We start from the raw sequence: 26,387 nt of genomic DNA, 5'->3' as shown, positions 1-26,387 counted from the left end.
GCATGAGCGAGCCGTTAATTGTCGGCATCCGGCATCATAGTCCGGCTTGCGCCCGGCTGGTGAAATCGTTAATCGAAAGCCAGCGGCCACGATACGTGTTGATTGAAGGCCCGGCTGATTTTAATGACCGGGTAGACGAACTGTTGTTAGCCCACCAGCTTCCGGTAGCTATTTACAGTTATTGCCAGTATCAGGACGGTGCGGCCCCCGGGCGTGGTGCCTGGACGCCATTTGCTGAATTTTCGCCGGAGTGGCAGGCGCTACAAGCCGCACGTCGTATTCAGGCACAAACTTACTTCATCGATTTGCCTTGCTGGGCACAAAGTGAAGAAGAGGATGATTCGCCTGATATGCAAGAGGAAAGCCAGGCCTTGCTGCTGCGTGCCACCCGCATGGATAACAGCGACACCTTGTGGGATCACTTGTTCGAAGATGAAAGCCAGCAAACTATATTACCCTCTGCACTGGCGCACTATTTTGCACAACTGCGGGGCGACGCCTCCGGCGATGCACTCAATCGTCAGCGCGAAGCCTTTATGGCCCGCTGGATTGCATGGGCGATGCAGCAAAATAATGGCGACGTATTAGTCGTCTGCGGAGGCTGGCACGCTCCGGCACTGGCAAAAATGTGGCGCGAATGCCCTCAAGAAATTAACAAGCCAGAATTGCTCTCACAGGATGATGCCGTTACAGGTTGCTATCTCACGCCATACAGTGAAAAGCGCCTTGATGTGCTGGCAGGATACCTTTCCGGAATGCCAGCCCCGGTCTGGCAAAACTGGTGCTGGCAGTCAGGTTTGCAGCAGGCAGGTGAACAACTACTGAAAACGGTTCTTACCCGTTTGCGCCAGCACCACTTGCCTGCTTCAACAGCGGATATGGCTGCCGCTCATCTGCATGCGCTGGCACTGGCACAGTTGCGCGGTCATACACTACCGTTACGCACTGACTGGCTGGATGCTATAGCAGGCTCGCTGATCAAAGAAGCCCTGAACGCGCCGTTGCCGTGGAGCTATCGCGGCGTTATTCATCCCGATACCGATCCGATTCTGCTAACGTTGATAGACACATTAGCAGGTGACGGATTCGGTAAACTTGCCCCCTCGACGCCACAGCCACCTCTGCCAAAAGATGTCACCTGCGAACTGGAACGTACCGGAATCTCTCTTCCGGCGGAGCTTACCTTAAATCGCTTTACCCCCGATGGACTGGCGCAAAGTCAGGTGCTACATCGGTTGGCAATACTGGAGATTCCCGGCATTGTGCGCCAGCACGGAAGTACACTGACGCTGGCGGGCAACGGTGAAGAACGCTGGACATTAACCCAGCCACTTAGCCAACATGCGGCATTGATTGAGGCCGCATGCTTTGGTGCCACCCTCCAGGAGGCCGCACGCAATAAATTAGAAGCCGATATGCTGGACGCGGGTGGAATCAGCGGCATCACCACATGTCTTAGCCAGGCAGCGTTAGCGGGTCTGGCGTCCTTCAGTCAGCAATTACTGGAACAACTCACATTATTAATCGCCCAGGAAAATCAGTTTGCCGAAATGGGCCAGGCGCTGGAAGTGCTTTACGCCTTGTGGCAGCTCGATGAAATCAGCGGTATGCAAGGCGCGCAGATATTACAGACGACGTTATACGCGGCTATCGATCGCACACTGTGGCTATGTGAATCCAACGGCAGGCCGGATGAGAAGGAGTTTCACGCTCACCTGCATAGCTGGCAGGCGCTTTGCCATATCCTGCGCGATCTAAATAGCGGCGTTAATTTACCCGGCGTTTCGCTTTCTGCGGCGGTAGCCTTACTGGAACGTCGCAGTCAGGCGATTCATGCCCCAGCGCTGGATCGCGGTGCGGCCCTTGGCGCGCTGATGCGTCTGGAACATCCCAACGCCAGTGCCGAAGCGGCGCTGACGATGCTGGCACAATTATCCCCGGCACAATCTGGCAAGGCGCTGCACGGTTTGCTGGCATTAGCCCGCCATCAACTGGCCAGTCAGCCTGCATTTATCGCCGGTTTCAGCAGCCATTTGAATCAACTGAGTGACGCCGATTTTATTAACGCCCTGCCCGATTTGCGCGCGGCGATGGCCTGGCTACCGCCACGAGAACGCGGGACGCTGGCGCATCAGGTGCTTGAGCATTACCAGCTCGCTCAGCTTCCCGTTTCGGCGCTGCAAATGCCGTTGCATTGCCCACCGCAAGCCATTGCACATCATCAACAACTCGAACAGCAGGCACTGGCATCACTGCAACACTGGGGAGTTTTCCATGTCTGAACTGAACGATCTTCTGACCACTCGTGAGCTACAACGCTGGCGATTAATTCTTGGCGAAGCGGCAGAAACGACGCTTTGTGGGCTGGATGACAACGCCCGGCGGATAGACCACGCGCTGGAGTGGCTGTACGGGCGCGATCCTGAACGGCTCCAGCGTGGTGAACGCTCCGGTGGATTAGGTGGCTCAAATCTCACCACCCCTGATTGGATCAACAGTATTCACACGCTGTTTCCGCAACAGGTGATTGAGCGGCTGGAAAGCGATGCTGTACTGCGCTATGGCATTGAAGATGTAGTGACAAATCTCGATGTGCTGGAACGTATGCAGCCCTCTGAAAGCCTGTTACGCGCCGTTTTGCACACCAAACATCTGATGAATCCCGAAGTGCTGGCTGCCGCCCGCCGGATAGTGCGCCAGGTTGTTGAAGAAATTATGGCGCGACTGGCAAAGGAAGTTCGTCAGGCTTTTTCTGGTGTCCGCGATCGTCGTCGCCGCTCATTTATTCCACTGGCGCGTAATTTCGATTTCAAAAGTACCCTGCGTGCCAACCTGCAACACTGGCATCCGCAACACGGCAAGTTGTATATCGAATCCCCCCGCTTTAACAGTCGCATTAAGCGCCATAGCGATCAATGGCAACTGGTGTTACTGGTTGATCAAAGCGGATCGATGGTTGACTCGGTGATCCACTCAGCGGTGATGGCGGCCTGTTTATGGCAGTTACCCGGCATTCGTACCCATCTGGTGGCGTTTGACACCAGCGTCGTTGATCTTACGGCAGACGTTGCTGATCCGGTAGAGTTATTAATGAAAGTACAACTGGGCGGCGGGACCAATATCGCCAGCGCCGTGGAATATGGTCGGCAACTTATTGAACAACCAGCGAAAAGCGTCATCATCCTCGTGAGCGATTTTTATGAAGGGGGTTCATCATCATTGCTGACGCATCAGGTGAAAAAGTGTGTCCAGAGCGGCATCAAAGTGCTGGGACTGGCAGCGCTCGATAGCACCGCAACACCTTGCTACGACCGCGATACAGCCCAGGCGCTGGTAAATGTCGGCGCACAAATAGCCGCGATGACGCCAGGCGAACTGGCGACCTGGCTTGCGGAGAATCTTCAGTCATGAATTCACTACGTCCGGAATTATTAGAACTGACACCACAAGCTTTGACGGCGTTAAGCAATGCCGGTTTTGTTAAGCGCAGCCTTAAGGAACTGGAAAATGGCAATGTCCCGGAAATCTGCCATGAGAACGGCGCTTTAATCGCCACGTTCAGTGACGGTGTCCGTACCCGGCTGGCGAACAGTCAGGCGCTGAAAGAGGCTCAATGCAGCTGCGGGGCCAGCGGCATGTGCCGTCATCGCGTGATGCTGGTGTTAAGTTATCAACGACTTTGTGCCACCGCCCAGCCTACGGAAAAAGAAGAAGAGTGGGATCCGGCAATCTGGCAGGAAGAACTGGCTACCCTGCCCAATACCACGCGCAAACGCGCGCAGGCGCTGGTCGCTAAAGGCATCACCATTGAGTTGTTCTGCACCCCGGGCGAAATTCCCTCTGCCCGCTTACCGATGAGCGATGTGCGTTTTTATTCCCGCAGCAGCATTCGTTTCGCCCGTTGTGATTGTATTGAAGGAACGCTGTGTGAACACGTAGCACTGGCTGTGCAGGCCTTCGTCGAGGCCAAAAATCAACAAGCAGAATTTACTCATTTGATCTGGCAGATGCACAGTGAACACGTCACATCATCTGACGATCCGTTTTCCAGCGACGGAGGTAAAGCATGTCGTCAATATGTTCAGCAATTAAGTCAGGCATTATGGCTGGGCGGGATCAGCCAACCGTCAATCCACTACGAGGCCGCTTTCAGCCGCGCGCAGCAAGCGGCGGAACGCTGCAACTGGCGTTGGGTAAGTGAATCACTACGACAGCTACGGGCAAGCGTTGATGCCTTCCACGCCCGCGCCAGCCACTATCATGCCGGAAAATGCTTGTGCCAGCTTGCGGCGTTAACCAGTCGCTTGAACAGTGCAAAAGAGATAGCGCGACGTGACAGTGTCGGTGAAGTACCGCCCATACCGTGGCGCACGGTCGTTGGCGCAGGCATTGCTGGCGAAGCAAAGCTTGATCATTTGCGGCTGGTGTCACTAGGTATGCGTTGCTGGCAGGATAATGAGCGGTATGGTTTACGCATCTGGTTCACCGATCCCGACACCGGCAGTATTTTGCATCTTTCGCGCAGTTGGCCGAGAAGTGAACAGGATAACTCTCCAGCGGCAAAACGGCGGCTGTTTAGTTTTCAGGCTGGCGCGCTGGCGGGTGGGCAAATTGTTTCACAAGCAGCAAAACGCAGTGCTGATGGCGAGTTGCTATTAGCTACCCGCAACCGCTTAAGCAGTGTTGTTCCGCTGTCGCCTGATGCCTGGCAAATGTTGAGCGCACCACTGCGCCAGCCGGGCATTGTGGCTTTGCGGGAATATTTACGCCAACGTCCGCCAGCCGCCATACGACCGCTTAACCAGGTCGATAACTTATTTATTCTGCCAGTAGAAGAGTGCATTTCACTCGGTTGGGACAGCAGTCGGCAGACACTGGATGCACAGGTAATCAGTGGCGAAGGTGAAGATAATGTGCTGACGTTATCACTGCCAGCTTCAGTCAGTGCGCCCTTTGCTGTTGAACGCATGGCAGCTCTGTTACAACAAACAGACGACCCCGTGAGTCTGGTTTCTGGGTTTATCAATTTTGCTGAGGGGCAATTGACACTGGAACCACGAGTAATGATGACGCAAACCCGCGCCTGGGCACTGGACGCAGAAACTGCGCCTGTGGCACCGCTACCTTCTGCCAGCGTTCTGCCTGTACCGTCTACCACTCATCAGTTACTGATGCGCTGTCAGGCGTTGCTTATTCAACTGCTCCATAATGGCTGGCGCTATCAGGAACAGAGTGCCATTAGTCAGTCAGAGTTGCTGGTCAATGAACTCACCGCGATGGGTTTTTATCGGCTGGCACATGTGTTGGGACAATTTCGTAATACAGAAGGCGAGGCACGGGGAGAAGCAATGAATAACTGCGTTTTGCTTTGCGAACAATTATTAACCTTGCTTGAGTAACAAGGACAAATAGTGGTTTTTACAAAGAGTTCTACTCCAGTTCCGGACTGCTCACGCCAAGGTATTAGGCATATCCTATATGGCCCCTGGTGTGGTCACCAGTTCCTTGATTAAATAAAATGGAGTTTTACATGAAGGCTTTCAATAAGCTGTTTTCCCTTGTTGTTGCATCTGTTCTGGTTTTCTCTCTTGCTGGCTGCGGTGACAAAGAAGAATCGAAGAAATTTAGCGCTAATCTGAACGGTACTGAAATTGCTATTACCTATGTCTACAAAGGTGACAAGGTTCTTAAGCAATCTTCTGAAACCAAAATTCAATTTGCCTCCATTGGTGCAACCACCAAAGAAGATGCTGCCAAGACACTTGAGCCGTTAAGTGCCAAATATAAAAACATCCCTGGCGTTGAAGAAAAATTAACCTTTACCGATACTTATGCTCAGGAAAACGTGACTATCGATATGGAAAAAGTTGATTTTAAAGCCCTGCAGGGTATTTCAGGTATCAACGTTTCTGCTGAAGATGCCAAAAAAGGTATCACTATGGCGCAAATGGAACTGGTGATGAAAGCCGCTGGTTTTAAAGAAGTGAAATAATCTGTCGGCGGCCATGTTTTTCGCATGGCCGCCATACCCGTCTTAGCTTTTCTTCACATGCTGGCGCGCTGCCAGTCCACGCAAAAAATAACGTAAAAATTGATCGCCGCATTCGCGGAAGTTTTTATGATCCGGTGCACGCATCATCGCCGTAATTTCCGGCATCGAAACGCGGAACTGCTGTTCGGTAAGGATCGCCAGAATATCATCAGTTTTCAGCGAAAACGCGATACGTAATTTTTTCAGCACGATGTTGTTATTAATGCGACGTTCCGGCTCCAGTGCCGGAGCTGACTCATCCTTGCCACGTTTTTCATAAATCAGGCCATTCAGGAATGAAGACAGAACAATGTCCGGACAACGCTGAAACCCTTCTTCGTCTTCTTTGCGTAGCCAGACGGCAATCTGTTCCGCAGTGGCTTCGACATTACCCAGCGCCAGAATGCGCACCAGGTCGTTATTATTGGCTTTCAAAATGTAGCGCACGCTGCGCAGAATATCGTTACTTAGCATGAGGCCTTCAGGTGTTGATGAGGCAAAAAACCATTTTAGCAGTCTTTTACAGGCCAATCGCCTCTTTTAAACTTTTCAGATAGCGGCGGCTGACCGGAACAGTTAAGCCATTACGTAAAATCAACTCGGCCTGGCCGTTATCTTCCAGACGAATCTCCTGTAAATGCGCGAGGTTAACCAGGTACTGACGATGGCAGCGCAGTAGTGGTGTACGGCTCTCCAGGGTGCGCAAAGTCAGTTCGGTAAAACCTTCTTTCCCTTCGTGGCTGGTAACGTAGACACCGCTCATCCGACTGCTGACAAATGCTACATCTCTCATTTGCAGCAAATAAATCCGACTATGCCCCGTACAAGGGATAAATTTCAGCGCCTGTTGATTTTCCGGTAACAGCGAAACATCCTGCTTGCTGCGCTCCTGACGCAAACGCGCCAGCGTTTTCTCCAGCCGCGCTTCATCAATTGGCTTCAGGAGATAATCAAATGCATGTTCTTCAAAGGCTTTAATGGCGTATTCGTCAAACGCGGTGAGAAAAACGATATACGGACGATGTTCCGGGTCGAGCATCCCCACCATTTCCAGACCGCTAATACGCGGCATCTGGATATCGAGAAACAGCACGTCCGGGCGCAGTTTATGCACCGCGCCGATCCCTTCTACAGCGTTTGAACACTCGCCGACAATTTCAATATCACTCTGCTCCTGCAAAAATACGCGCAGGTTCTCCCGTGCTAACGGTTCGTCATCGACAATTAAGACTTTAATCATGCCTCGTCCCTCCATGGCAGTCGTAACGTTATTCGGGTGTAATTATCAGGTTCACAGGCGACGCTTATCCCATAGTCATCGCCAAACCGTTCACGTAAACGCTTATCCACCAGATTCATCCCCAGCCCGCTGGCATTGGTTACCGGTTGATACAAGCCAGCATTGTCTTCGATCTCCAGCATCAAATGTTGCCCCTCACGTCGGGCGCTGATTTCCACTCGCCCTGTATCGAGCAGTTGTGATGTCCCATGTTTAATGGCGTTTTCCACAATCGGTTGCAGGGTAAACGCGGGCAATTGCTGCTGGGATAATTCTTGCGGAATAGCAATGTTGACCTGCAACCGCGACTGGAAGCGCGCCTTTTCAATTTGCAGATAAGCATTCACATGTTCAATTTCGTCGGCGAGAGTAACAAACTCCGAAGGCCGCTTTAAGTTTTTACGGAAAAAAGTGGAAAGATACTGCACCAGCTGACTGGCCTGTTCGCTGTCGCGTCGGATCACCGCTTTAATGGTGTTAAGCGCATTGAACAGAAAATGGGGGTTCACCTGGGCGTGAAGTAGTTTGATCTCTGACTGGGTGAGCATCGCTTTTTGCCGCTCATATTGCCCAGCGAGGATCTGCGCCGAAAGCAATTGCGCAATCCCCTCGCCCAGCGTGCGGTTGATTGAACTGAATAAACGGTTTTTGGCTTCATACAATTTGATGGTACCCATCACCCGCTGATTTTCACCACGCAACGGAATCACCAGCGTCGAACCCAGTTTGCATTGCGGATGCAACGAGCAACGGTAAGGCACTTCGTTGCCATCGGCGTAGACCACTTCACCGGTTTCAATCGCTTTTAAGGTGTAAGTCGAAGAAATCGGTTTACCAGGTAAATGGTGGTCGTCACCAATTCCGGTAAAGGCCAGCAATTTCTCTCGATCGGTAATCGCGACTGCACCAATATCCAGCTCCTGATACAGCACCTGTGCCACTTTCATGCTGTTCACTTCGTTAAACCCCTGGCGCAAAATGCCTTCCGTCGAGGCAGCCACTTTCAGCGCAGTAGCAGAAAAAGCCGAAGTGTATTTTTCAAACATCGCGCGTTTATCGAGCAATATACGCATAAACAGCGCCGCGCCGACGGTATTGGTGACCATCATTGGCGCAGCAATATTACTCACCAGACGCACCGCATCTTCATAAGGTCGGGCGATCGCCAGGATGATCAACATTTGCACCATTTCAGCGACGAACGTGACGGCACCGGCGGTAATGGGGTTAAAGACTTTATCAGTGCGCCCGCGACGGATCAGGATGCTGTGTACCAGGCCGCCGAGCAATCCTTCAACGATGGTCGAGATCATGCAACTTAGCGCGGTCATGCCCCCCATCGAATATCGATGTAACCCGCCGGTCAGACCAACCAGCCCACCGACGACCGGACCGCCGAGTAAGCCGCCCATTACCGCGCCTATCGCACGGGTATTGGCAATAGAATCGTCAATATGCAGCCCAAACCAGGTGCCCATGATGCAGAAGATGGAAAAGACGATGTAGCAGAGAAATTTATGCGGCAGACGAACCGTGACCTGCATTAACGGTATGAATAATGGCGTTTTACTCATTAACCACGCAATGACTAAAAAAACGCACATCTGCTGAAGCAGCAGCAACACCAGATTAAAATCGTACATACCCGCAAACCACACTTCCCTTTAAAACGCGTAACATACATTGCCTGCGTTTAACTTTCTTTGAACTCTTGCAGAAAAATGAGAATTCGTGAGTACGATCACTCAAAATCGCCTGGCAAAAATAAAATCACCCTATAGATGAACAAAAAACGGGCAAAACTACCTGGTTCGCAAAACTGCGTCTAAAGTTAAACTGGGACCTCGCGAGCAAGGGTGAGACGATGGCGCTTTACACAATTGGTGAAGTGGCGTTGCTTTGTGATATTAACCCTGTCACGTTACGCGCGTGGCAGAGGCGTTACGGATTGCTGAAACCGCAACGGACAGACGGCGGTCATCGGCTGTTCAATGATGCCGATATTGACCGGATCCGCGAGATCAAACGCTGGATCGACAATGGCGTGCAGGTCAGCAAAGTTAAAATGCTGCTCAGTAATGAAAATGTTGATGTGCAGAACGGCTGGCGCGATCAGCAAGAAACATTACTGACTTACCTGCAAAGCGGCAATCTGCATAGCCTGCGAACGTGGATCAAAGAGCGCGGTCAGGATTACCCCGCCCAGACACTCACCACGCACCTGTTTATTCCTCTGCGCCGACGGCTTCAGTGCCAACAACCGACTCTCCAGGCGCTGCTGGCGATCCTCGACGGCGTACTCATCAACTACATCGCCATTTGTCTGGCTTCGGCACGTAAAAAACAGGGTAAAGATGCGCTGGTGGTTGGCTGGAATATTCAGGATACCACCCGTCTGTGGCTAGAGGGCTGGATTGCCAGTCAACAAGGATGGCGCATTGATGTCCTCGCCCACTCGCTCAATCAACTACGCCCTGAACTGTTCGAAGGCCGTACATTGCTGGTGTGGTGCGGTGAAAATCGAACCTCTGCCCAACAGCAGCAACTTACCAGTTGGCAGGAACAAGGCCATGATATTTTCCCGCTCGGCATTTAATGATTCGTTAACAAATGCGCTTTACTGTACAATCCTTTCGTTAACATAAGGAGTGCATTATGCGCATAGCTAAAATTGGGGTCATCGCCCTGTTCCTGTTTATGGCGTTAGGCGGAATTGGTGGCGTCATGCTCGCAGGTTATACCTTTATTTTGCGTGCTGGCTAAGCGCCTGCACCAGCCTTTCAAACAGGCGGTCTGCGATGATCGCCGCCAGTGCCACCAGTAACGCCCCCTGGATCACATACGCGGTATTAAATCCGCTAAGCCCGATGATGATGGGCGTACCCAGCGTGCTGGCCCCTACCGTTGAGGCGATCGTCGCCGTACCAATGTTGATAATCACCGAAGTTCGCACGCCCGCCAGAATCACCGGAGCCGCCAGCGGTAGCTCGACCTTACGCAGTTGCTGACCACGGCTCATTCCCATACCTTTCGCAACTTCTGTCACGCTGGCATCAATCGCTCCCAGCCCGGCAAGTGTCGCCTGCAGGACGGGCAGCACACCGTACAGGATCAAGGCGATAATCGCGGGTTGCAGACCAAACCCAATCACCGGAACGGCAATCGCCAGCACCGCAACGGGCGGAAAAGTCTGCCCAACGGCGGCAATAGTTTCCACCAGTGGGCGAAATTCCGCGCCCCACGGGCGAGTAACAATAATTCCGGCACCTGTGCCAATGATCACCGCAAACAAACTCGAAATTCCCACCAGCCAGAAATGAGCCAGTGCCAGAGCAGCAAAACTTTCTTGCTGATAAACGGGGCGTGGCAGTTGTGGGAACAAGGCAGAAAACAGCGGCTGGCTGTAAGGCAGCCAGAAAATCAGTGCCACAAACAAAGCAATGAGCCAGAACAGCGGATCGCGCAACATCTTCATACGCTTACGCCTCCACCAGCAGATCCTGAAAATGCAGCGTGCCGCAAGGCTCGCCCTGCGTGTTCACCACCGGCAGCACTTCACAACCCCGCGCGACAAACAGGGAGAGCGCATCGCGTAGCGTCATCTCTTCTGCCAGTGCCTCACCTTCTGCCCGTTCTTCGCGACGCACGTAATCCGCCACGCTACGTAACGAAAGCAGGCGGACCCCCAGTTCACTATGCCCAAAAAACTGGCGGACGAAATCATTCGCCGGACGAGTCAGCATCGTCAGCGGATTGCCCTGCTGCACCACTTCACCGTGATCCATCAATACCAGATGTTCTGCCAGCCGTAGCGCCTCATCAATATCATGAGTGACCAGCACAATGGTACGCCCCAACAAACGGTGAATACGCGTCATCTCTTGTTGCAACGCGCCGCGCGTTACCGGGTCCAGTGCGCCAAAAGGTTCATCCATCAGTAAGACTTGCGGATCGGCAGCCAACGCGCGGGCCACTCCCACACGTTGCTGCTGACCACCGGAAAGCTGATGCGGATAACGCTCACGCAAATTTGGCTCCAGCCCCAGTAGCGCCATTAATTCGTCGATACGGTCGTCGATCCGCGCCCGAGGCCATTTTTGTAATTGCGGCACAGTAGCAATGTTTTGCGCCACGCTCCAGTGGGGAAACAGGCCAATAGATTGAATGGCATAGCCCATCCGGCGGCGTAACTCCATCACTGGCAGCGAGCGAATTTCTTCTCCGGCAAAGCGGATCACTCCGCTGTCATGCTCTACCAGACGGTTGATCATTTTCAATGTGGTGGATTTACCGGAGCCTGATGTACCAATCAGCACCGAAAAACTCCCTTCCTGAAAATTGAGATTGAGATCGTTAACGGCTTTTTGTGTGCCGAACAGTTTGCTGACATGGCTAAATTCAATCATTACTTTTCACCTTCAGCAGTGCGATAAACAGATCGAACAGTGCGTCGATCAGCACCGCCAGTACGATTACCGGGATCACCCCCAGCAACACTAAATCAATGGCACTGCTTAGCAGCCCCTGGAAAACCAGCGCACCAAAACCGCCTGCGCCAATTAGTGCCGCAATCACCGCCATGCCGACGGTTTGCACCATCACCACCCGCAGGCTGCGCAGAAATACCGGTAACGCCAGCGGTAACTGAACATGCAGGAATCGCTGCGCCCCGCTCATGCCCATCGCTCTGGCGCTCTCCAGCATATCGCGCGGGATCTGGTTCAAGCCGACTACCACACCGCGCACCAGCGGCAGCAAGGCATAGAGCACCAGCGCAATCAGTGCGGGTGTCATTCCGGTTCCTGCTATGCCGAGCTTACCCAGCCACGGAAAGGCCGTAACCAGCGCGGCAAGCGGCACAATCAACAGGCCAAAGAGCGCCACCGAAGGCACGGTCTGAATGACATTCAGCAGAGAAAAAATCGCCCCCTGCCGCGCAGTGGAAAAGTAGCACCAGACGCCCAGCGGCACACCAATCACTAACGCAGGCAGCACCGCACCAAACAGCAACGTCAGATGTTGCGCCAGCGCGTCATTAAACACATCCTGACGGTTGGCGTATTCTTTCATTAGCGAGAGATCGTTAAGCGCGCCGGAATACAGCAACCACAGCGGAATAATGGCAATCTGCATATGCAACAACCAGCGCCACAGCGGATGCGTGGAGATTCGGCGGATGGCATCGCTACAGGCCAGCAATGCCAGCGCCGCAGCCAGCCAGAAACCACTGCCGAGGCTGGTACGCGCCAGCGCACTGCCATTTTGCGCCAGTTGTGTCGCCGCCTTTCCCGCGCCCCACACCAGCAATATGAAGACGAATTGCGCCAGAATGAGTGCAAAAATGCTGCCTTTTTTACCGGGAATAAAACAGGCGGTCAACCAGGCGCAACCAACGCCCACCAGCATCCAGATCGTTTGCGGCCACAGCTGCCAGAGATGACGCCCCTCACCCGAGACTAAACGATTAGGCGCGTAACTGATAAACGGCAGCGCCGCTGCGATTGCCGTCAGCAACAGCAGCAGCGCCAGAACAGGATTAATACGGAAATAAGTCACGGGAAATTACTTCGTCCACCCTTTTTGTTTCAGGTAGTCGGCAGCCACTTTTTTGGCATCCAGACCTTCCACAGCAATGCTGGCATTCAGTTGCTGCAATGTTTTTGCATCGAGGCTGGCGAAGACTGGCTGTAGCCACTGTGCCATTTGCGGATACTCCTTCAACACCGATTCACGCACCACTGGTGCAGGCGCGTAGATAGGTTGCACGCCTTGCGGATCGCTTAAGGTTTGCAGCCCCAGCGCCGCGACCGGGCCGTCAGTGCCGTAAGCCATCGCCGCATTAACGCCGGATGTTTGCTGGGCAGCAGCTTTGATTGTCACCGCAGTGTCGCCACCGGCCAGTGACAGCAACTGATCCTGACTGAGCTTAAAGCCATAGGCTTTTTCAAAAGCGGGTAAGGCATCGGCGCGTTCGATAAACTCTGCTGAGGCCGCCAGTTTGAAGGTGCCACCGTCTTTCAGATAACGACTCAGGTCGGCAAGCGAAGTGAGTTTGTTTTTCTCTGCAACATCCTGACGCACGGCGATGGTCCAGGTGTTATTTGCAGGCGCAGGCGTCAGCCAGATTAACTTGTTTTGTTCTGCATCGAGCTTTTTGACTTTCTCGTAGCCTTGCCCGGCATTTTTCCACGCCGCATCGTTTTCATCTTTAAAGAAAAACGCGCCATTGCCGGTATATTCCGGATAGATATCCAGTTCACCGGAAGTAATCGCCCCGCGCACCACCGGCGTGGTTCCCAACTGGACTTTATTCACCGTCGGTACGCCGTGGCTTTCCAGCACTTGCAAAATAATGTTGCCGAGTAGCGCGCCTTCGGTATCGATTTTCGAACCGACTTTAACGGGGGAAGCCGCCTGTAGCGGCAGGCTCACGGCTGCCAACAAAACCAGTGAACCTGCCCAGAGCTTTGAGAGTGGCATGATGCTTTCCTCATTCTTTTACTGTTGTTTTCAGCGAATTAAGAGAAAAGCATAGTTGATAATGGCGGGGTTAGCCTGAGCGGAAGGATTCAGTTGCAGAATCAGATAAATACTTAAAGGGCATATTTTGCCCGTCGTTTCTTGCCGGATGCGGCGTAAACGCCTTATCCAGCCTACAAACAGCGAAAATTCAAGAGGTTAAAAACCCCTGAAGGCCTGATAAGCGCAACGCATCAGGCAAAGGGCGCAGACGTCGCGCCCTGACTAAAGCATTACAGCAATTCAAACTCGCCTTTCTTAACGCGCGCGGAATCAGTGCCGATAAAGACATTGAACTTGCCAGGCTCGGCGTCATATTTCATCTGTTGATTCCAGAACTTCAGCGCCTCGATATCAATAGGGAAGCTGACGGTCTGAATTTCGCCCGGTTTCAGGGTGATTTTCTCAAAGCCTTTCAGCTGCTTCACCGGACGACTCATGGAAGCCGTCACATCCTGCAAGTACATCTGCACTACCGTCGCCCCTTCGCGCTTACCGGTGTTCGTCACCTGCACACTGGCGGTCACTTTGCCGTCACGCTTCATGGTCGGCGCAGAAAGTTTCACATCAGAGACGGTGAAGGTGGTATAGCTCAGACCATAGCCGAACGGATACAGCGCCCCGTTAGCTTCATCAAAATAACGCGAAGTGTATTTGTTCGGCTTGTCGGCATTATACGGCCGACCGGTATTCAGATGGCTGTAGTACACCGGGATCTGCCCGACAGAACGCGGGAAGGACATCGGCAGCTTGCCGGATGGGTTGTAATCGCCAAACAACACATCGGCAATCGCATTCCCCCCTTCCGTACCCGCAAACCAGGTTTCCAGAATCGCATCAGCCTGCTGATCTTCTTTCACCAGCGCCAGTGGACGTCCGTTCATCAGCACCAGCACCAGCGGTTTACCGGTGGCTTTCAGCGCCGCAATCAAGTCACGTTGGCTTTGTGGAATAGTGATATCGGTACGGCTGGAGGCTTCGTGCGCCATCCCCTGAGCTTCACCGACCACAGCCACCACCACATCAGATTGTTTCGCGGTTTGCACCGCTTCATCAATCATCTCTTGCGGCGAACGCGGATCGACTTTGACCGCCTCTTCATACTGATTCAGGAAATCGATAATGCCTTTATCACTGGTAACGTTCGCCCCTTTGGCATACAGCACCTTGCCGTTTTCACCGACGGCGTTTTTAATCCCGGTCAGTACGGTCACAGATTGATCGGCAACACCGGCTGCTGACCAGCTGCCCATCACGTCACGTTTGCTGTCCGCCAGTGGCCCTACCACCGCAATGGTTGCCGTTTTTTTCAGCGGCAGCGTTTCAAGGCGGTTTTTCAGCAACACCAGGCTTTCGCGCGCCACTTCACGCGCTTCTTTGCGGTGCAGGCGGCTTTCAGCATTAGTATCCACCGGGTCAGACTCTTTCGGTCCAAGGTGGCTGTATGGGTCGTTGAACAGCCCCATATCATATTTGACGTTCAGCACGTGGCGGGCAGCGTCGTCCAGCTCTTCCATCGTCACTTTGCCGGATTTGATCAACCCAGGCAGATACTTCGAGTAATACTCATCGCTCATACTCATGTTGATGCCGGATTTCAGTGCCACGCGCACCGCATCTTCCGGGTCTGCCGCCGTGCCATGTTTAATCAGCTCTTTGATTGCGCCATGATCGGAAACGGTAATGCCTTTAAAGCCCCACTGATCGCGCAGCACATCTTTCAGCAGCCAGGAGTCGGAAGTTGCTGGCGTGCCATTCAGCGAGTTCAGCGCCACCATTACCGCACCGCTGCCTGCATCCAGCCCCGCTTTGTACGGCGGCATATAGTCGTTAAACAGGCGCTGCGGACTCATATCGACGGTGTTGTACTCTTTACCGCCTTCTACCGCGCCGTAAGCGGCAAAGTGTTTGACGCTGGTCATCACCGAGTAGCGATCTGCCGGGCTTTTACCCTGCATCGCTTCCACCATAGTCTTACCCATAATCGAAGTGAGATACGTATCTTCCCCAAAACCTTCGGAAGCACGTCCCCAGCGCGGATCGCGCGAGACATCGACCATCGGTGCCCAGGTCATGTTCAGGCCATCATCTGCCGCTTCATAAGCAGAGACACGCCCGACCGTTTTCACCGCATCGAGGTTAAAAGACGAGGCCAGACCGAGGCTAATCGGGAACACCGTGCGCTGACCGTGCAGCACATCGTAAGCAAAGAAGAGAGGAATTTTCAGGCGGCTCAGTTCCATCACCTGATCCTGCATGGCGCGGATATCCTGACGGGTTACGGTGTTGAAAATCGCCCCAACCTGCCCGTCTTTGATCATCTCGCGGATCGCCTCTTTCGGATTATCCGGGCCGACGCTGATTAAGCGCAGCTGACCAATTTTCTCATCAACTGTCATTTTCTTAAGCAGTTCGGTGACGAACGCATCACGCGCTTCAGGCGTTAATGGATGGTTACCGAATAAATCATCCGCCAGTGCTGGTTGCAGGGCCAGACTCACCGCGATACCTACTGAACATAGCCATTTCATATGGATTATTCTTCCTCTGTTGCCCGACGAGGCAGCGAAAATGGTGCAAAAACCGTAGTTTGCCATAAGCATGATGGAGAGAGAAAAAGAATGCTCAGTTTATTGTCTGAATTTTCAAAATATTCACTCGCTGAATTGTCATACAAGGCGCTATGCTAGTTTGTGATATTTTTTCGCCACCACAAGGAGTGGAAAATGTCTTCCATGACAACAACTGATAATAAAGCCTTTTTGAATGAACTTGCCCGTCTGGTCGGTCATTCACACCTGCTCACCGATCCCGCAAAAACGGCCCGCTATCGCAAGGGCTTCCGTTCTGGTCAGGGCGACGCGCTGGCTGTCGTTTTCCCTGGCTCACTACTGGAATTGTGGCGGGTGCTGAAAGCCTGCGTCACCGCCGACAAAATTATTCTGATGCAGGCTGCCAATACAGGTCTGACCGAAGGCTCGACGCCAAACGGTAACGACTATGATCGCGATATCGTGATCATCAGCACCCTGCGTCTCGACAAGCTGCACGTTCTTGGCAAGGGCGAACAGGTGCTGGCCTATCCGGGCACCACGCTTTATTCGCTGGAAAAAGCCCTCAAACCGCTGGGACGCGAACCGCACTCGGTGATTGGCTCATCGTGTATAGGCGCATCGGTCATCGGCGGTATTTGTAACAACTCCGGCGGCTCGCTGGTGCAGCGTGGCCCGGCGTATACCGAAATGTCGTTATTCGCGCGTATAAATGAAGACGGCAAACTGACGCTGGTGAACCATCTGGGGATTGATCTCGGCGAAACGCCAGAGCAGATCCTTAGCAAGCTGGATGACGATCGCATCAAAGATGACGATGTGCGCCACGATGGTCGTCACGCCCACGATTATGACTATGTCCACCGCGTTCGTGATATTGAAGCCGACACGCCCGCACGTTATAACGCCGATCCGGATCGGTTATTTGAATCCTCCGGTTGCGCCGGAAAACTGGCCGTCTTTGCGGTACGTCTTGATACCTTCGAAGCAGAAAAAAATCAGCAGGTGTTTTATATCGGCACCAACCAGCCGGAAGTACTGACCGAAATCCGCCGCCATATCCTGGCTAATTTCGAGAACCTGCCGGTTGCCGGGGAATATATGCACCGGGATATCTACGATATTGCGGAAAAATACGGCAAAGACACCTTCCTGATGATTGATAAGTTAGGCACCGACAAGATGCCGTTCTTCTTTAATCTCAAGGGACGCACCGATGCGATGCTGGAGAAAGTGAAATTCTTCCGTCCGCATTTTACCGACCGTGCGATGCAAAAATTCGGTCACTTGTTCCCCAGCCATTTACCACCGCGCATGAAAAGCTGGCGCGATAAATACGAGCATCATCTGCTGTTAAAAATGGCGGGCGATGGCGTCGGCGAAGCTAAATCGTGGCTGGTGGATTATTTCAAACAGGCCGAGGGCGATTTCTTTGTCTGTACGCCGGAGGAAGGCAGCAAAGCGTTTTTACACCGTTTCGCCGCTGCGGGCGCAGCAATTCGTTATCAGGCCGTGCATTCCGATGAAGTCGAAGACATTCTGGCGCTGGATATCGCTCTGCGGCGTAACGACACCGAGTGGTATGAGCATTTACCGCCGGAGATCGACTGCCAGCTGGTGCACAAGCTCTATTACGGCCATTTTATGTGCTATGTCTTCCATCAGGATTACATCGTTAAAAAAGGCGTGGATGTGCATGCGTTGAAAGAACAGATGCTGGAACTGCTACAGCAGCGCGGCGCGCAATACCCTGCCGAGCATAACGTCGGTCATTTGTATAAAGCACCGGAGACGTTGCAGAAGTTCTATCGCGAGAACGATCCGACCAACAGCATGAATCCGGGGATCGGTAAAACCAGTAAGCGGAAAAACTGGCAGGAAGTGGAGTAAATACGGCTGGATGCCTGATGCAGACGTAGGCCTGATAAGATGCGTAAGCATCGCATCAGGCACGGGCACCGAATGCCGGATGCGGCGTGAACGCCTTATCCTGCCTACGGACGCGTCACGTTTGTAGGCCTGATAAGATGCGCAAGCATCGCATCAGGCATCGTGCACAGAATGCCGGATGCGGCGTGAATGCCTTATCCGGCCTACGGACGCGTCACGTTTGTAGGCCTGATAAGATGCGCAAGCAACGCATCAGGCATTGTGCTCCGAATGCCTGATGCGGCGTAAACGCCTTATCCTGCCTGCCCTTAATCGTTCTGCGCCGTCTGCCCCGCCGCCGCCATCTGAGCGGCTTTTTGTTTTTTATAGCTCAACGCTGCTGCCGGAACAGGCATCACTTTACCGGTTTCAATCCAGGTACGCAGGCGGCTGGCATCGGCAAAATGGGTATATTTGCCAAACGCGTCCATCACCACCAACGCTACCGGTTTATTATTGATAACCGTACGCATCACCAGACAATGGCCCGCCGCATTGGTAAAGCCCGTTTTGGTTAACTGAATATTCCAGTTATCGCGATACACCAGATGGTTAGTATTGCGGAACGGCAGCGTATACGTCGGGTTAGAGAAGGTTGCCATATCTTCCCTGGTAGTACTTAACTGACCAATCAACGGATATTGTTTGCTGGCAATGAGCAGTTTGGTTAAGTCACGGGCAGTTGAAACGTTATGCACCGACAATCCGGTCGGTTCAACAAAGCGCGTGTTGTTCATTCCGAGCGATTTCGCTTTCGCATTCATCGCCTTAATAAAGGCTTTGTAACCACCGGGATAATGGTGCGCAAGGCTTGCCGCCGCGCGGTTTTCTGAAGACATCAGCGCCAGCAACAGCATCTCTTTACGGCTGATTTCGCTGTTCAGTCGTACGCGCGAATAGACCCCTTTCATCTCCGGCGTCTGGCTGATATCCACTTTCAGTTTTTCATCCAGCGGCAATCGTGCATCCAGCACAACCATCGCGGTCATTAATTTACTGATAGACGCAATCGGACGCACCAAATCCGGGTGGTTCGAATAGATCACTTTGTTGGTATTCAGATCAACAATCATAGCGCTACCGGAGGCAATTTCCGGCTGTGAAGCGGTGGTAGCGGCTGCCGTTTTCGCAACGGCCTGCGGTGCAAAAGGCACAGCCAGCATCAGGGCCAGGCTAAATAAAGAAACTCGAAATTTCGGCATGATGAGCATTCAGATAGTGGTTCACGCGCACGGGTTGCGCACCGCCGGAGTAAGGATTTACTAAGGCTAGCGACGCCATCATAACGAGCAAAAAGTGCGATCGTCAAAGAAGAATCGTGAGGAAATGCTGCATTGCTGACATTTACGCCAGCAATGCAACACAAAAGAACTTGCTAGAACAAACGATAACCGTAACCCCATAGTATAACGGTAAGGGCGAGCAGCACTTCCAGTACCAGCACGCCAATCGCCAGCGTCGAACTGGAGAAGCTAAGGCCTTCTTCTTTGTTGATATTCAGGAAGCTCGGAATACCGAGATAAAGCAGGTAGCCGGTGTAAAACAGCGCCACCGTGCCGACCAGCGCACACAACCAGACCAGCGGATAAAGCGCCACCAGACCGCTTAAAAACAGCGGCGTCGCAACGTAGCCCGCAAAGACCATGCAGTGCGCAAGTGACGGACGCTGCGGATAATTGCGCGCCATCCACCAGATGACCCGCCCCATCACCGCGACCCCAGCCAGCATAACGCCATAAAACAAGACGGCCAGCGCCAGTCCGGTGAACCAGGATAACTTCAGGATAGTGCCATCGCCAAAATTCCAGCCAATTTGCGTGGTGCCAATGAAGGCGCAAATCACCGGAATTGCCGCCATCAGCAAAACGTGGTGGGTGTAGTGATGAGAAATCGTTTCGTTTTCGCGATTAATCACCTGCATTTCACGATCGGGATGGGAAAACAGTCCCCAGACATGGCTCATACCGCCCCCTTGTTGTGAGTTCATGAACCTGACAGTTCAAGTATAAGTCAGCTTGTGATTATTTTTTGTGCATTCATAGAATTTGCACCGTCTGATGAGCGTCCTTTTTCAGCGTGAATGATTCACAGGGTGTATGCTTACAAGCAACCAAAGGGAGACAGACGGGCCTATGGATCTCAATACACTCATCTCACAATATGGTTATGCCGCGCTGGTGCTCGGAAGTCTGGCGGAAGGTGAAACCGTGACGTTGCTGGGAGGCGTTGCGGCACATCAGGGGTTATTAAAGTTCCCGCTGGTGGTACTTTCTGTAGCGCTTGGCGGCATGATTGGCGACCAGGTGCTTTATCTGTGCGGGCGGCGGTTTGGTGGCAAGCTGTTACGCCGCTTCTCTAAGCATCAGGATAAAATTGAGCGGGCGCAGAAACTTATCCAGCGCCATCCGTATCTGTTTGTCATTGGTACGCGTTTTATGTATGGCTTTCGGGTCATTGGCCCGACGCTGATTGGTGCCAGCCAGCTGCCGCCGAAAATCTTTCTGCCGCTGAATATTCTCGGCGCATTTGCCTGGGCGTTGATTTTTACCACTATCGGTTATGCTGGTGGTCAGGTGATTGCGCCGTGGTTGCACAATCTCGACCAGCATTTGAAGCACTGGGTCTGGTTGATTCTGGTCGTGGTTCTGGTGGTTGGCGTGCGCTGGTGGCTGAAACGACGCGGGAAGAAAAAGCCGGATGATCAGGCGTAAAACCATTGCCTAGAATAAGGCGTTTGCGCCGCATCCGACATCCGTCGCACCATGCCTGATGCGACGCTTGCACGTCTTATCATGCCTACCAAAGATTACCCATTGAAACAACCACGCACCTCACTGCGCTATTCTGGGTTGAACTGCGGATTCGCCAGCATAAAGCCACCATCGACAATTAACGACTGCCCGGTGGTGTAATTTGCGCCTTCAGAGCATAACCACGCCACCAGGCTGGCAATCTCATGCGTTGCGCCGAAACGCCGCAGGGGAATCGAAGGCTCCTCGTCGGGCTTCACGTCGCCGTCATCCATGCCATTCATTGGCGTGGCGATAGCCCCAGGCGCGACTGCATTCACCAAAATCTTATGCCTGACCAGCTCCAGCGCCATCGCTTTGGTTAGCCCACCGAGTGCATGTTTAGCGGCTGTATAGGCGCTGGCATCCGGCAGCGGCGTATGCTCATGTACCGACGTAATGTTGATGATGCGACCGCCCTGCCCTTGTTTCACCATCTGGCGGGCCGCAATTTGCGAGCATAAAAATGCACCATCAACATCAACGGTAAAAATCTTGCGCCACTCATCGAAAGCCATATCAAGAAACGGTGCTTTGGTCATTGTGCCCGCATTATTCACGAGCACATCGATGCGCCCCAGCCGTTGAATAAGTTTCTCCAGCGCCAGTGCCCCCTCTGGCAGTTTACCGAGATCGAGCTGCACCATCTCCGCACGTACGCCGTGGCTAACCACCTCACGCGCGGTATCTTTTGCCCCTTCTTCATCAGAGTGCCAGGTAATACCAATATCAAACCCCTGCTGCGCCAGTAATAACGCGCACTCTTTGCCGATCCCCGAATCGGAGGCGGTAATAATCGCGACCTGTGCCATCGAGTTCTCCACTTAACGCTGAATAAACGTTAAGTATAGAAGGCGTATATCATCAGCGTTTGTAACCCCCGCCCAACGCACCAGTGAGTTGAATGGAGGCATCCAGCCACTGCCCTTGCAATAACAGGCCATTGGCCCGCTCACGCAGCGCCGGGATCCTGGCTTCGCTGACGCGGGAACCAGCAATGATACCCGCGTTAAAGCGGGCCTGCGCAAGACCTACCACACGCAAGGCATCGCGCTCAATTTGCGCCTGATGCTGTTTTTTCTCCGCCAGCGTCTGAACCTGACTGGCTGCCCGCGCCACGTCATTCACCGCTTCAACCACCGCTTTGTTGTAGCTGGCGATAGACAAGTTGCTTTCGGCTTTTGCAATATCGAGGTTGGCGTTAAGACGACCACTATCGAAAATGGGTAGCGTCAGGCCTGCCGTAACGCCCATTTGCTGCGCGGAATGACGGAACAAATCGCTTAAGTGCAACGCATCCTGTTGCAGGAAGGCCATCAGGTTGATGTCAGGATAAAATGCCGCTTTTGCCGCATCAATGGTGCTTAACGATGACTCAACGTACCAATGCGCTGCCTGCAAATCTGCCCGCCGTGCCAGCAATGAATACCCCAGTTCATCAGGAAGCTGACTTGCCACTTTCGGCAACTCAACCGGTTTAAGCTTCAATGACTTTATCTGGTGATTTGTAAGTGCGCTTAACCGTGCCTCAATAATTTTCATTTTTCCCACGACATCATTGAGCTGCTGCCGGGTCTTGCTGGCATTAATATCGGTTTCCACACCTTCAACTGAAGAAGTAATCCCGTTCTGATATAGCTGGCGATCGGTCGCGATAATGGTGTTCTGCTCTTTTTCGATTTGCTGCAAAACAGTGTTTAACGCTGCCTGGGTTTGCCACTCCCAGTAAAGGCGGGCAACGCTGCCAGCCAGCAATTGGCGGGTTTGCTCGCGTTCCGCCGCCCGTGCTTTAACTGTACCCAGGCGAGCAGTAACCTCCGCCCGATTCTTTCCCCAAATATCAAGATGCCAGCCCGCCGTTAAGCCAAAAGTACCATTGGTGTACCACGGACCGGTCGTACCTGCGGCAGGATCGTTCAGAGCAAACGGCCCCATTAGCCCTTCTGCCGACATTTTTTGCCGCTCCATATCCGCAGAAAAATCGATCTGAGGGCCATCCTGAGTGGCAACTGCCTTCGCCTGGGCTTCAGCCAGCTGAATGCGCTGTTCAGCCACCTGCATATCCGGTGCGTTCTGCAGTGCATTGTTAATTAATGAAGTGAGTTGATTATCGTGATACTCCAGCCACCATTGGCTGTCTGGCCAACCATTTTTCAGCGCCGTGGGTAATGCGGTGTCAACTTGCGCAGCGGGTGTTTGCTGGCTTAACGCCTGGCGGGTTTCATGCATAGGCGCACACCCGGCCAGCATCAGTAACAGAGGAAAACAGGCGATGGCTGGGTAAAAGGAATCACGATTCATGGAGGAATAGTCAGGTAAGAAAAGGTGCGCGGAGATTACCGTGTGATGCAATATATTTTTTAGTTTCGCGTGGCAATACATCAGTGGCAATAAAACGACATATTCAGAAAAATATACAGTAAGTGAATGATATTCTCCGATTTATCTTAATCACTTATGAGTAACGGCAAAGGGCTTCGTTTTTTCCTATACTTATTCGACACTCACAAATAAAGGAACGCCAATGAAAATTATACTCTGGGCTGTATTGATTATTTTCCTGATTGGACTACTGGTGGTGACTGGCGTATTTAAGATGATATTTTAAAATTAATTAACGTCATCAGATCCGAAAATAACGAGAATATTTCAGTCTCTCATCCTGTTGCGCTCCTGTCATGTGCATTGCTTCATATAATCACTAGCGCAAGGAGCGCGCAAGGGGCGACCAGTCGCCGCCGCCCCCTGCACCCCCGGGCTCTGGCGAACAAAATCGCCGCTGCGCGGTGCCCTCGGCTTATCCCTTACGGCTACCGGGTCGGGCGCGAGGTAACATCCCTGTAAAACGCGCCCTCAGCCCACATCCATGTGGGCTGCCCCGGCCTTCAGGGAACGCCTCGGCGATTTTGACGCCACCAAACAACCGTGCGGCCTATTGATAAAGAGCTAAGACATTGTCAAAAAACATCACTATGGTTTCTTAGAGTTTCTCGATATCAATTGCCTGAATAGCCCTTGCAATATCAGGGGAATTATTCAACACCCGAACATGCTGAAATAATTCTGTTGCTTCATCGTATTCTTTACGCAAATAACTCAACCACTGTTTAATCCGCGCAACGTGATATAACCCGGTATCGCCCTGCTTTTCCAGACGGGTATATTTTTGTAGCAAAGCAACCACCTCCGGCCACGGCATTCGCGGTTCGTTATATTTTACCACTCGGCTCAGATTGGGAATATTGAGCGCTCCGCGACCAATCATCACCGCGTCACAGCCGCTTATCGCCATACACTGTTGCGCGCTCTGCCAGTCCCAGATTTCACCGTTGGCAATCACCGGAATATTCAGCCGTTGGCGAATCTCGCCAATCGCCTGCCAGTCAATATGCTCCGCGCGGTAACCCTGCTCTTTTGTCCGCCCATGCACCACCAACTCCGTAGCGCCAGCCTGTTGAACCGCATCGGCGATTTCAAATTTCTTCTCACCGCTGTCCCAGCCCAGGCGCACTTTCACACTGACGGGCAAATGCGCCGGTACAGCTTCACGCATCGCTTTTGCACCCTGGTAGATGAGTTCAGGATCTTTGAGTAGTGTCGCCCCGCCGCCGCTACCGTTAACCGTTTTCGACGGACAGCCGCAATTAAGATCCACGCCCCAGGAACCTAACTCCACCGCACGGGCGGCGTTCTCTGCCAGCCATTGTGGGAACTGACCCAGCAATTGCACGCGCACCAGCGTACCGGATGGCGTTCGGCTGGCGTTTTGTAGCTCCGGGCAAATGCGATGAAAAACTTTTACCGGCAGCAGTTGATCCACCACGCGGACAAACTCGGTGATGCACAGATCGTAGTCGTTAACTTCGGTCAGCAATTCACGCACCAGAGAGTCGAGTACACCCTCCATCGGCGCCAGTAACACACGCATATCATCACCCGCAAAAAAATGAGGCGCTATGTTAGCGCCTCTGGTGTTTGCAGACAAACTGACTTACTGATTAATTCGGGCAAGATTTTTCCCCTCACCCTAACCCTCTCCCCAAAGGGGCGAGGGGACCGTCCGTGCACCTGATTGGGTAAGAAGTACTCAGCGTGGTTGCAGACAGTTATCTTCTTTCCAGCCGTACAGCCACTCCATGCCGCGATAAAACTCTGCCTGCGATTTCCCTTTCCACAGCAGGTTACGTACCTGACGTTCTACCCCTGCGGCGTGATAAACCCGCCCCATTTCACGGGTCGACCAGACGATGCGCGCGGTACGCGGAATACGTACCGACTCATACAGCGCAAAAGCTTGCGCCGCATTACCCTCACACTGCGCCAGCGCCTTACCCAGCGTTACTGCATCTTCCAGCGCCATACAGGCACCTTGTGCCATATACTGCGCCACCGGATGGGCCGCATCGCCCACCAGCGTAATGCGGTTAGTCCCCCATTTCCCTACCGGTTCACGATCGGCCGTTGACCAGCGTCGCCATGACGTCGGTTTATCCAGCATCTGGCGAGGACGCGGGTGAATGCCTTCAAAATAGGAAAGCACTTCCTCTTTACTGCCATCCTTCACGCCCCACTCTTCCTGGTGGCGACTGTGGAATGTCACCACCAGATTATACTGCTTGCCGCCGCGCAAAGGGTAATGTACCAGGTGACAGTGCGGCCCCGCCCACAATACCGGCGCATTAATACGTAAATCTTCCGGCATATCCGCACAATCGATAACCGCACGGTAGACCACATGTCCGGTGACGCGCGGCGCATCGCCTAATAAGCTCTGGCGCAACACTGACTTCACGCCATCACAGCCAATCAAAATATCGCCGCTCCAGCTATTACCTCGATCGTCGAAAACGGTGACATCGTCCGGCGTCTCGCGAATATCAACGACGTTTGTGGAGGTGTGATACTCCACGTTCGGATGCGTCAGTACCGCTTCCCACACCGAGGCATGAATATCAACGCGGTGGATCACCGCGTAAGGGCCGCCGAAATGGTCACGAAAGGCCTGCCCGGTTTCAATACGCACCACTTCTTCGGCGTTCACCGCGTCCATCATGGTGATGTGATCGGTGAATACCGCACGTTGGCGGGCGATTTCGCCAACACCAAGACTATCCAACGCCGAAAACGCATTTGGCCCCAACTGGATACCTGCGCCAATCTCACCGATCTCATGCGCCTTTTCCAGCAGCACCACTTTGATCCCCTGGCGGGCCAGTGACAGCGCAGTTGCCGCACCGCCGATCCCGCCTCCCACAATTACTGCGCGTGTCACTTTAGTCATTATGGTT

General features: G+C 53.0%; 23 protein-coding genes. 9 read left to right on the top strand and 14 right to left on the bottom strand.

Annotation, left to right across the window (positions count from 1 at the left end; genetic code table 11):
- Nucleotides 1-2: 2 nt before the first annotated feature.
- The 4 genes from BEB54_RS01670 to BEB54_RS01655 all read left to right on the top strand — a co-directional run bounded on the left by BEB54_RS01670 (nucleotide 3) and on the right by BEB54_RS01655 (nucleotide 5,992).
- Nucleotides 3-2,282 (top strand): DUF5682 family protein, encoded by a 2,280-nt coding sequence (locus BEB54_RS01670; protein ID WP_105276885.1) that lies wholly within the window; start codon nucleotides 3-5, stop codon nucleotides 2,280-2,282.
- The gene (locus tag BEB54_RS01665; RefSeq protein WP_002431449.1) at nucleotides 2,275-3,411 is read left to right on the top strand and encodes a VWA domain-containing protein; all 1,137 of its coding nucleotides are present in this window, start codon (nucleotides 2,275-2,277) and stop codon (nucleotides 3,409-3,411) included. Before BEB54_RS01670 ends, BEB54_RS01665 begins: the two co-directional genes overlap by 8 nt.
- Nucleotides 3,408-5,399 (top strand): SWIM zinc finger family protein, encoded by a 1,992-nt coding sequence (locus BEB54_RS01660; protein ID WP_105276884.1) that lies wholly within the window; start codon nucleotides 3,408-3,410, stop codon nucleotides 5,397-5,399. The genes BEB54_RS01665 and BEB54_RS01660 overlap by 4 nt, the downstream gene beginning before the upstream one ends.
- Before the next feature lie 131 nt (nucleotides 5,400-5,530).
- Nucleotides 5,531-5,992 carry a YehR family lipoprotein gene (locus tag BEB54_RS01655; RefSeq protein WP_001353103.1) on the top strand — a complete coding sequence of 154 codons (462 nt, stop codon included), beginning with the start codon at nucleotides 5,531-5,533 and terminating at the stop codon, nucleotides 5,990-5,992.
- 42 nt (nucleotides 5,993-6,034) lie between these two features.
- Here BEB54_RS01655 and BEB54_RS01650 read toward each other — a convergent pair whose 3' ends face one another.
- Genes BEB54_RS01650 through btsS form a run of 3 tightly spaced genes read right to left on the bottom strand, consistent with a single transcriptional unit; the run spans nucleotide 6,035 to nucleotide 8,953 of the window.
- A complete protein-coding gene (locus BEB54_RS01650) occupies nucleotides 6,035-6,505 on the bottom strand; it encodes a DUF1456 family protein (protein WP_001295430.1) in 471 nt (156 codons plus the stop codon).
- A 46-nt stretch (nucleotides 6,506-6,551) separates the two neighbouring features.
- A complete protein-coding gene (gene btsR / locus BEB54_RS01645; RefSeq protein ID WP_001353101.1) occupies nucleotides 6,552-7,271 on the bottom strand; it encodes a two-component system response regulator BtsR in 720 nt (239 codons plus the stop codon).
- Complete coding sequence (gene btsS, locus BEB54_RS01640) at nucleotides 7,268-8,953, bottom strand: two-component regulatory system sensor histidine kinase BtsS (protein WP_001353100.1); 1,686 nt, start codon at nucleotides 8,951-8,953, stop codon at nucleotides 7,268-7,270. Before btsS ends, btsR begins: the two co-directional genes overlap by 4 nt.
- A 221-nt stretch (nucleotides 8,954-9,174) precedes the next feature.
- On the opposite strand from btsS, the gene mlrA reads away from it, so the two are divergent.
- Both mlrA and BEB54_RS01630 read left to right on the top strand, forming a co-directional pair.
- Nucleotides 9,175-9,906, top strand: coding sequence for an HTH-type transcriptional regulator MlrA (mlrA, locus tag BEB54_RS01635; RefSeq protein ID WP_001240401.1), 732 nt, complete (start codon nucleotides 9,175-9,177; stop codon nucleotides 9,904-9,906).
- 59 nt (nucleotides 9,907-9,965) lie between these two features.
- Nucleotides 9,966-10,073, top strand: a complete 108-nt coding sequence (locus tag BEB54_RS01630; RefSeq protein ID WP_001216963.1) for a protein YohO — start codon at nucleotides 9,966-9,968, stop codon at nucleotides 10,071-10,073.
- On the opposite strand, the gene yehW is transcribed toward BEB54_RS01630, so the two are convergent.
- The 5 genes from yehW to bglX all read right to left on the bottom strand — a co-directional run bounded on the left by yehW (nucleotide 10,054) and on the right by bglX (nucleotide 16,360).
- A complete protein-coding gene (yehW, locus tag BEB54_RS01625) occupies nucleotides 10,054-10,785 on the bottom strand; it encodes a glycine betaine ABC transporter permease YehW (protein ID WP_039020542.1) in 732 nt (243 codons plus the stop codon). The two genes, BEB54_RS01630 and yehW, sit on opposite strands and share 20 nt — an antisense overlap.
- Before the next feature lie 4 nt (nucleotides 10,786-10,789).
- On the bottom strand, nucleotides 10,790-11,716 hold the full coding sequence (gene yehX, locus BEB54_RS01620) for a glycine betaine ABC transporter ATP binding protein YehX (RefSeq protein WP_105276883.1): 927 nt from the start codon (nucleotides 11,714-11,716) through the stop codon (nucleotides 10,790-10,792).
- Nucleotides 11,709-12,866, bottom strand: coding sequence for a glycine betaine ABC transporter permease YehY (gene yehY / locus BEB54_RS01615; protein ID WP_105276882.1), 1,158 nt, complete (start codon nucleotides 12,864-12,866; stop codon nucleotides 11,709-11,711). Before yehY ends, yehX begins: the two co-directional genes overlap by 8 nt.
- 6 nt (nucleotides 12,867-12,872) lie before the next feature.
- A complete protein-coding gene (osmF, locus tag BEB54_RS01610; protein WP_045145351.1) occupies nucleotides 12,873-13,790 on the bottom strand; it encodes a glycine betaine ABC transporter substrate-binding protein OsmF in 918 nt (305 codons plus the stop codon).
- Nucleotides 13,791-14,062: 272 nt separating this feature from the next.
- Nucleotides 14,063-16,360, bottom strand: a complete 2,298-nt coding sequence (gene bglX, locus BEB54_RS01605) for a beta-glucosidase BglX (protein ID WP_105276881.1) — start codon at nucleotides 16,358-16,360, stop codon at nucleotides 14,063-14,065.
- Nucleotides 16,361-16,555: 195 nt separating this feature from the next.
- Here bglX and dld point away from each other — a divergent pair, with 195 nt between their 5' ends.
- Nucleotides 16,556-18,271, top strand: a complete 1,716-nt coding sequence (dld, locus tag BEB54_RS01600; RefSeq protein ID WP_000097375.1) for a D-lactate dehydrogenase — start codon at nucleotides 16,556-16,558, stop codon at nucleotides 18,269-18,271.
- A 308-nt stretch (nucleotides 18,272-18,579) separates the two neighbouring features.
- Here the strand turns inward: dld and pbpG are convergent, their stop codons facing one another.
- Together pbpG and BEB54_RS01590 are read right to left on the bottom strand one after the other, a co-directional pair.
- On the bottom strand, nucleotides 18,580-19,512 hold the full coding sequence (gene pbpG / locus BEB54_RS01595; RefSeq protein WP_032184587.1) for a D-alanyl-D-alanine endopeptidase: 933 nt from the start codon (nucleotides 19,510-19,512) through the stop codon (nucleotides 18,580-18,582).
- Between the two features lie 173 nt (nucleotides 19,513-19,685).
- The gene (locus BEB54_RS01590) at nucleotides 19,686-20,273 is read right to left on the bottom strand and encodes a Yip1 family protein (protein WP_001295454.1); all 588 of its coding nucleotides are present in this window, start codon (nucleotides 20,271-20,273) and stop codon (nucleotides 19,686-19,688) included.
- 169 nt (nucleotides 20,274-20,442) lie between these two features.
- Between BEB54_RS01590 and BEB54_RS01585 the strand changes: the two genes are divergently transcribed.
- A complete protein-coding gene (locus BEB54_RS01585) occupies nucleotides 20,443-21,021 on the top strand; it encodes a DedA family protein (RefSeq protein WP_001353099.1) in 579 nt (192 codons plus the stop codon).
- 128 nt (nucleotides 21,022-21,149) lie between these two features.
- On the opposite strand, the gene BEB54_RS01580 is transcribed toward BEB54_RS01585, so the two are convergent.
- Nucleotides 21,150-21,911, bottom strand: coding sequence for an SDR family oxidoreductase (locus BEB54_RS01580; protein WP_032184590.1), 762 nt, complete (start codon nucleotides 21,909-21,911; stop codon nucleotides 21,150-21,152).
- Between the two features lie 52 nt (nucleotides 21,912-21,963).
- Entirely contained in the window at nucleotides 21,964-23,400 is a 1,437-nt protein-coding gene (mdtQ, locus tag BEB54_RS01575) for a multidrug resistance outer membrane protein MdtQ (RefSeq protein WP_105276879.1), read from the bottom strand.
- Between the two features lie 223 nt (nucleotides 23,401-23,623).
- On the opposite strand from mdtQ, the gene yohP reads away from it, so the two are divergent.
- A complete protein-coding gene (gene yohP, locus BEB54_RS29890) occupies nucleotides 23,624-23,707 on the top strand; it encodes a small membrane protein YohP (protein ID WP_000691708.1) in 84 nt (27 codons plus the stop codon).
- A 372-nt stretch (nucleotides 23,708-24,079) separates the two neighbouring features.
- Here yohP and dusC read toward each other — a convergent pair whose 3' ends face one another.
- Complete coding sequence (gene dusC / locus BEB54_RS01555) at nucleotides 24,080-25,027, bottom strand: tRNA dihydrouridine(16) synthase DusC (RefSeq protein ID WP_001264873.1); 948 nt, start codon at nucleotides 25,025-25,027, stop codon at nucleotides 24,080-24,082.
- Between the two features lie 159 nt (nucleotides 25,028-25,186).
- On the bottom strand, nucleotides 25,187-26,380 hold the full coding sequence (locus BEB54_RS01550) for a 3-hydroxybenzoate 6-monooxygenase (protein ID WP_105276878.1): 1,194 nt from the start codon (nucleotides 26,378-26,380) through the stop codon (nucleotides 25,187-25,189).
- Nucleotides 26,381-26,387 lie beyond the last annotated feature (7 nt).

This window comes from Escherichia sp. MOD1-EC6021 (genome assembly GCF_002965245.1).
Classification (GTDB): domain Bacteria; phylum Pseudomonadota; class Gammaproteobacteria; order Enterobacterales; family Enterobacteriaceae; genus Escherichia; species Escherichia coli_F.
This window is presented reverse-complemented; position numbering and strand designations above follow the sequence as displayed.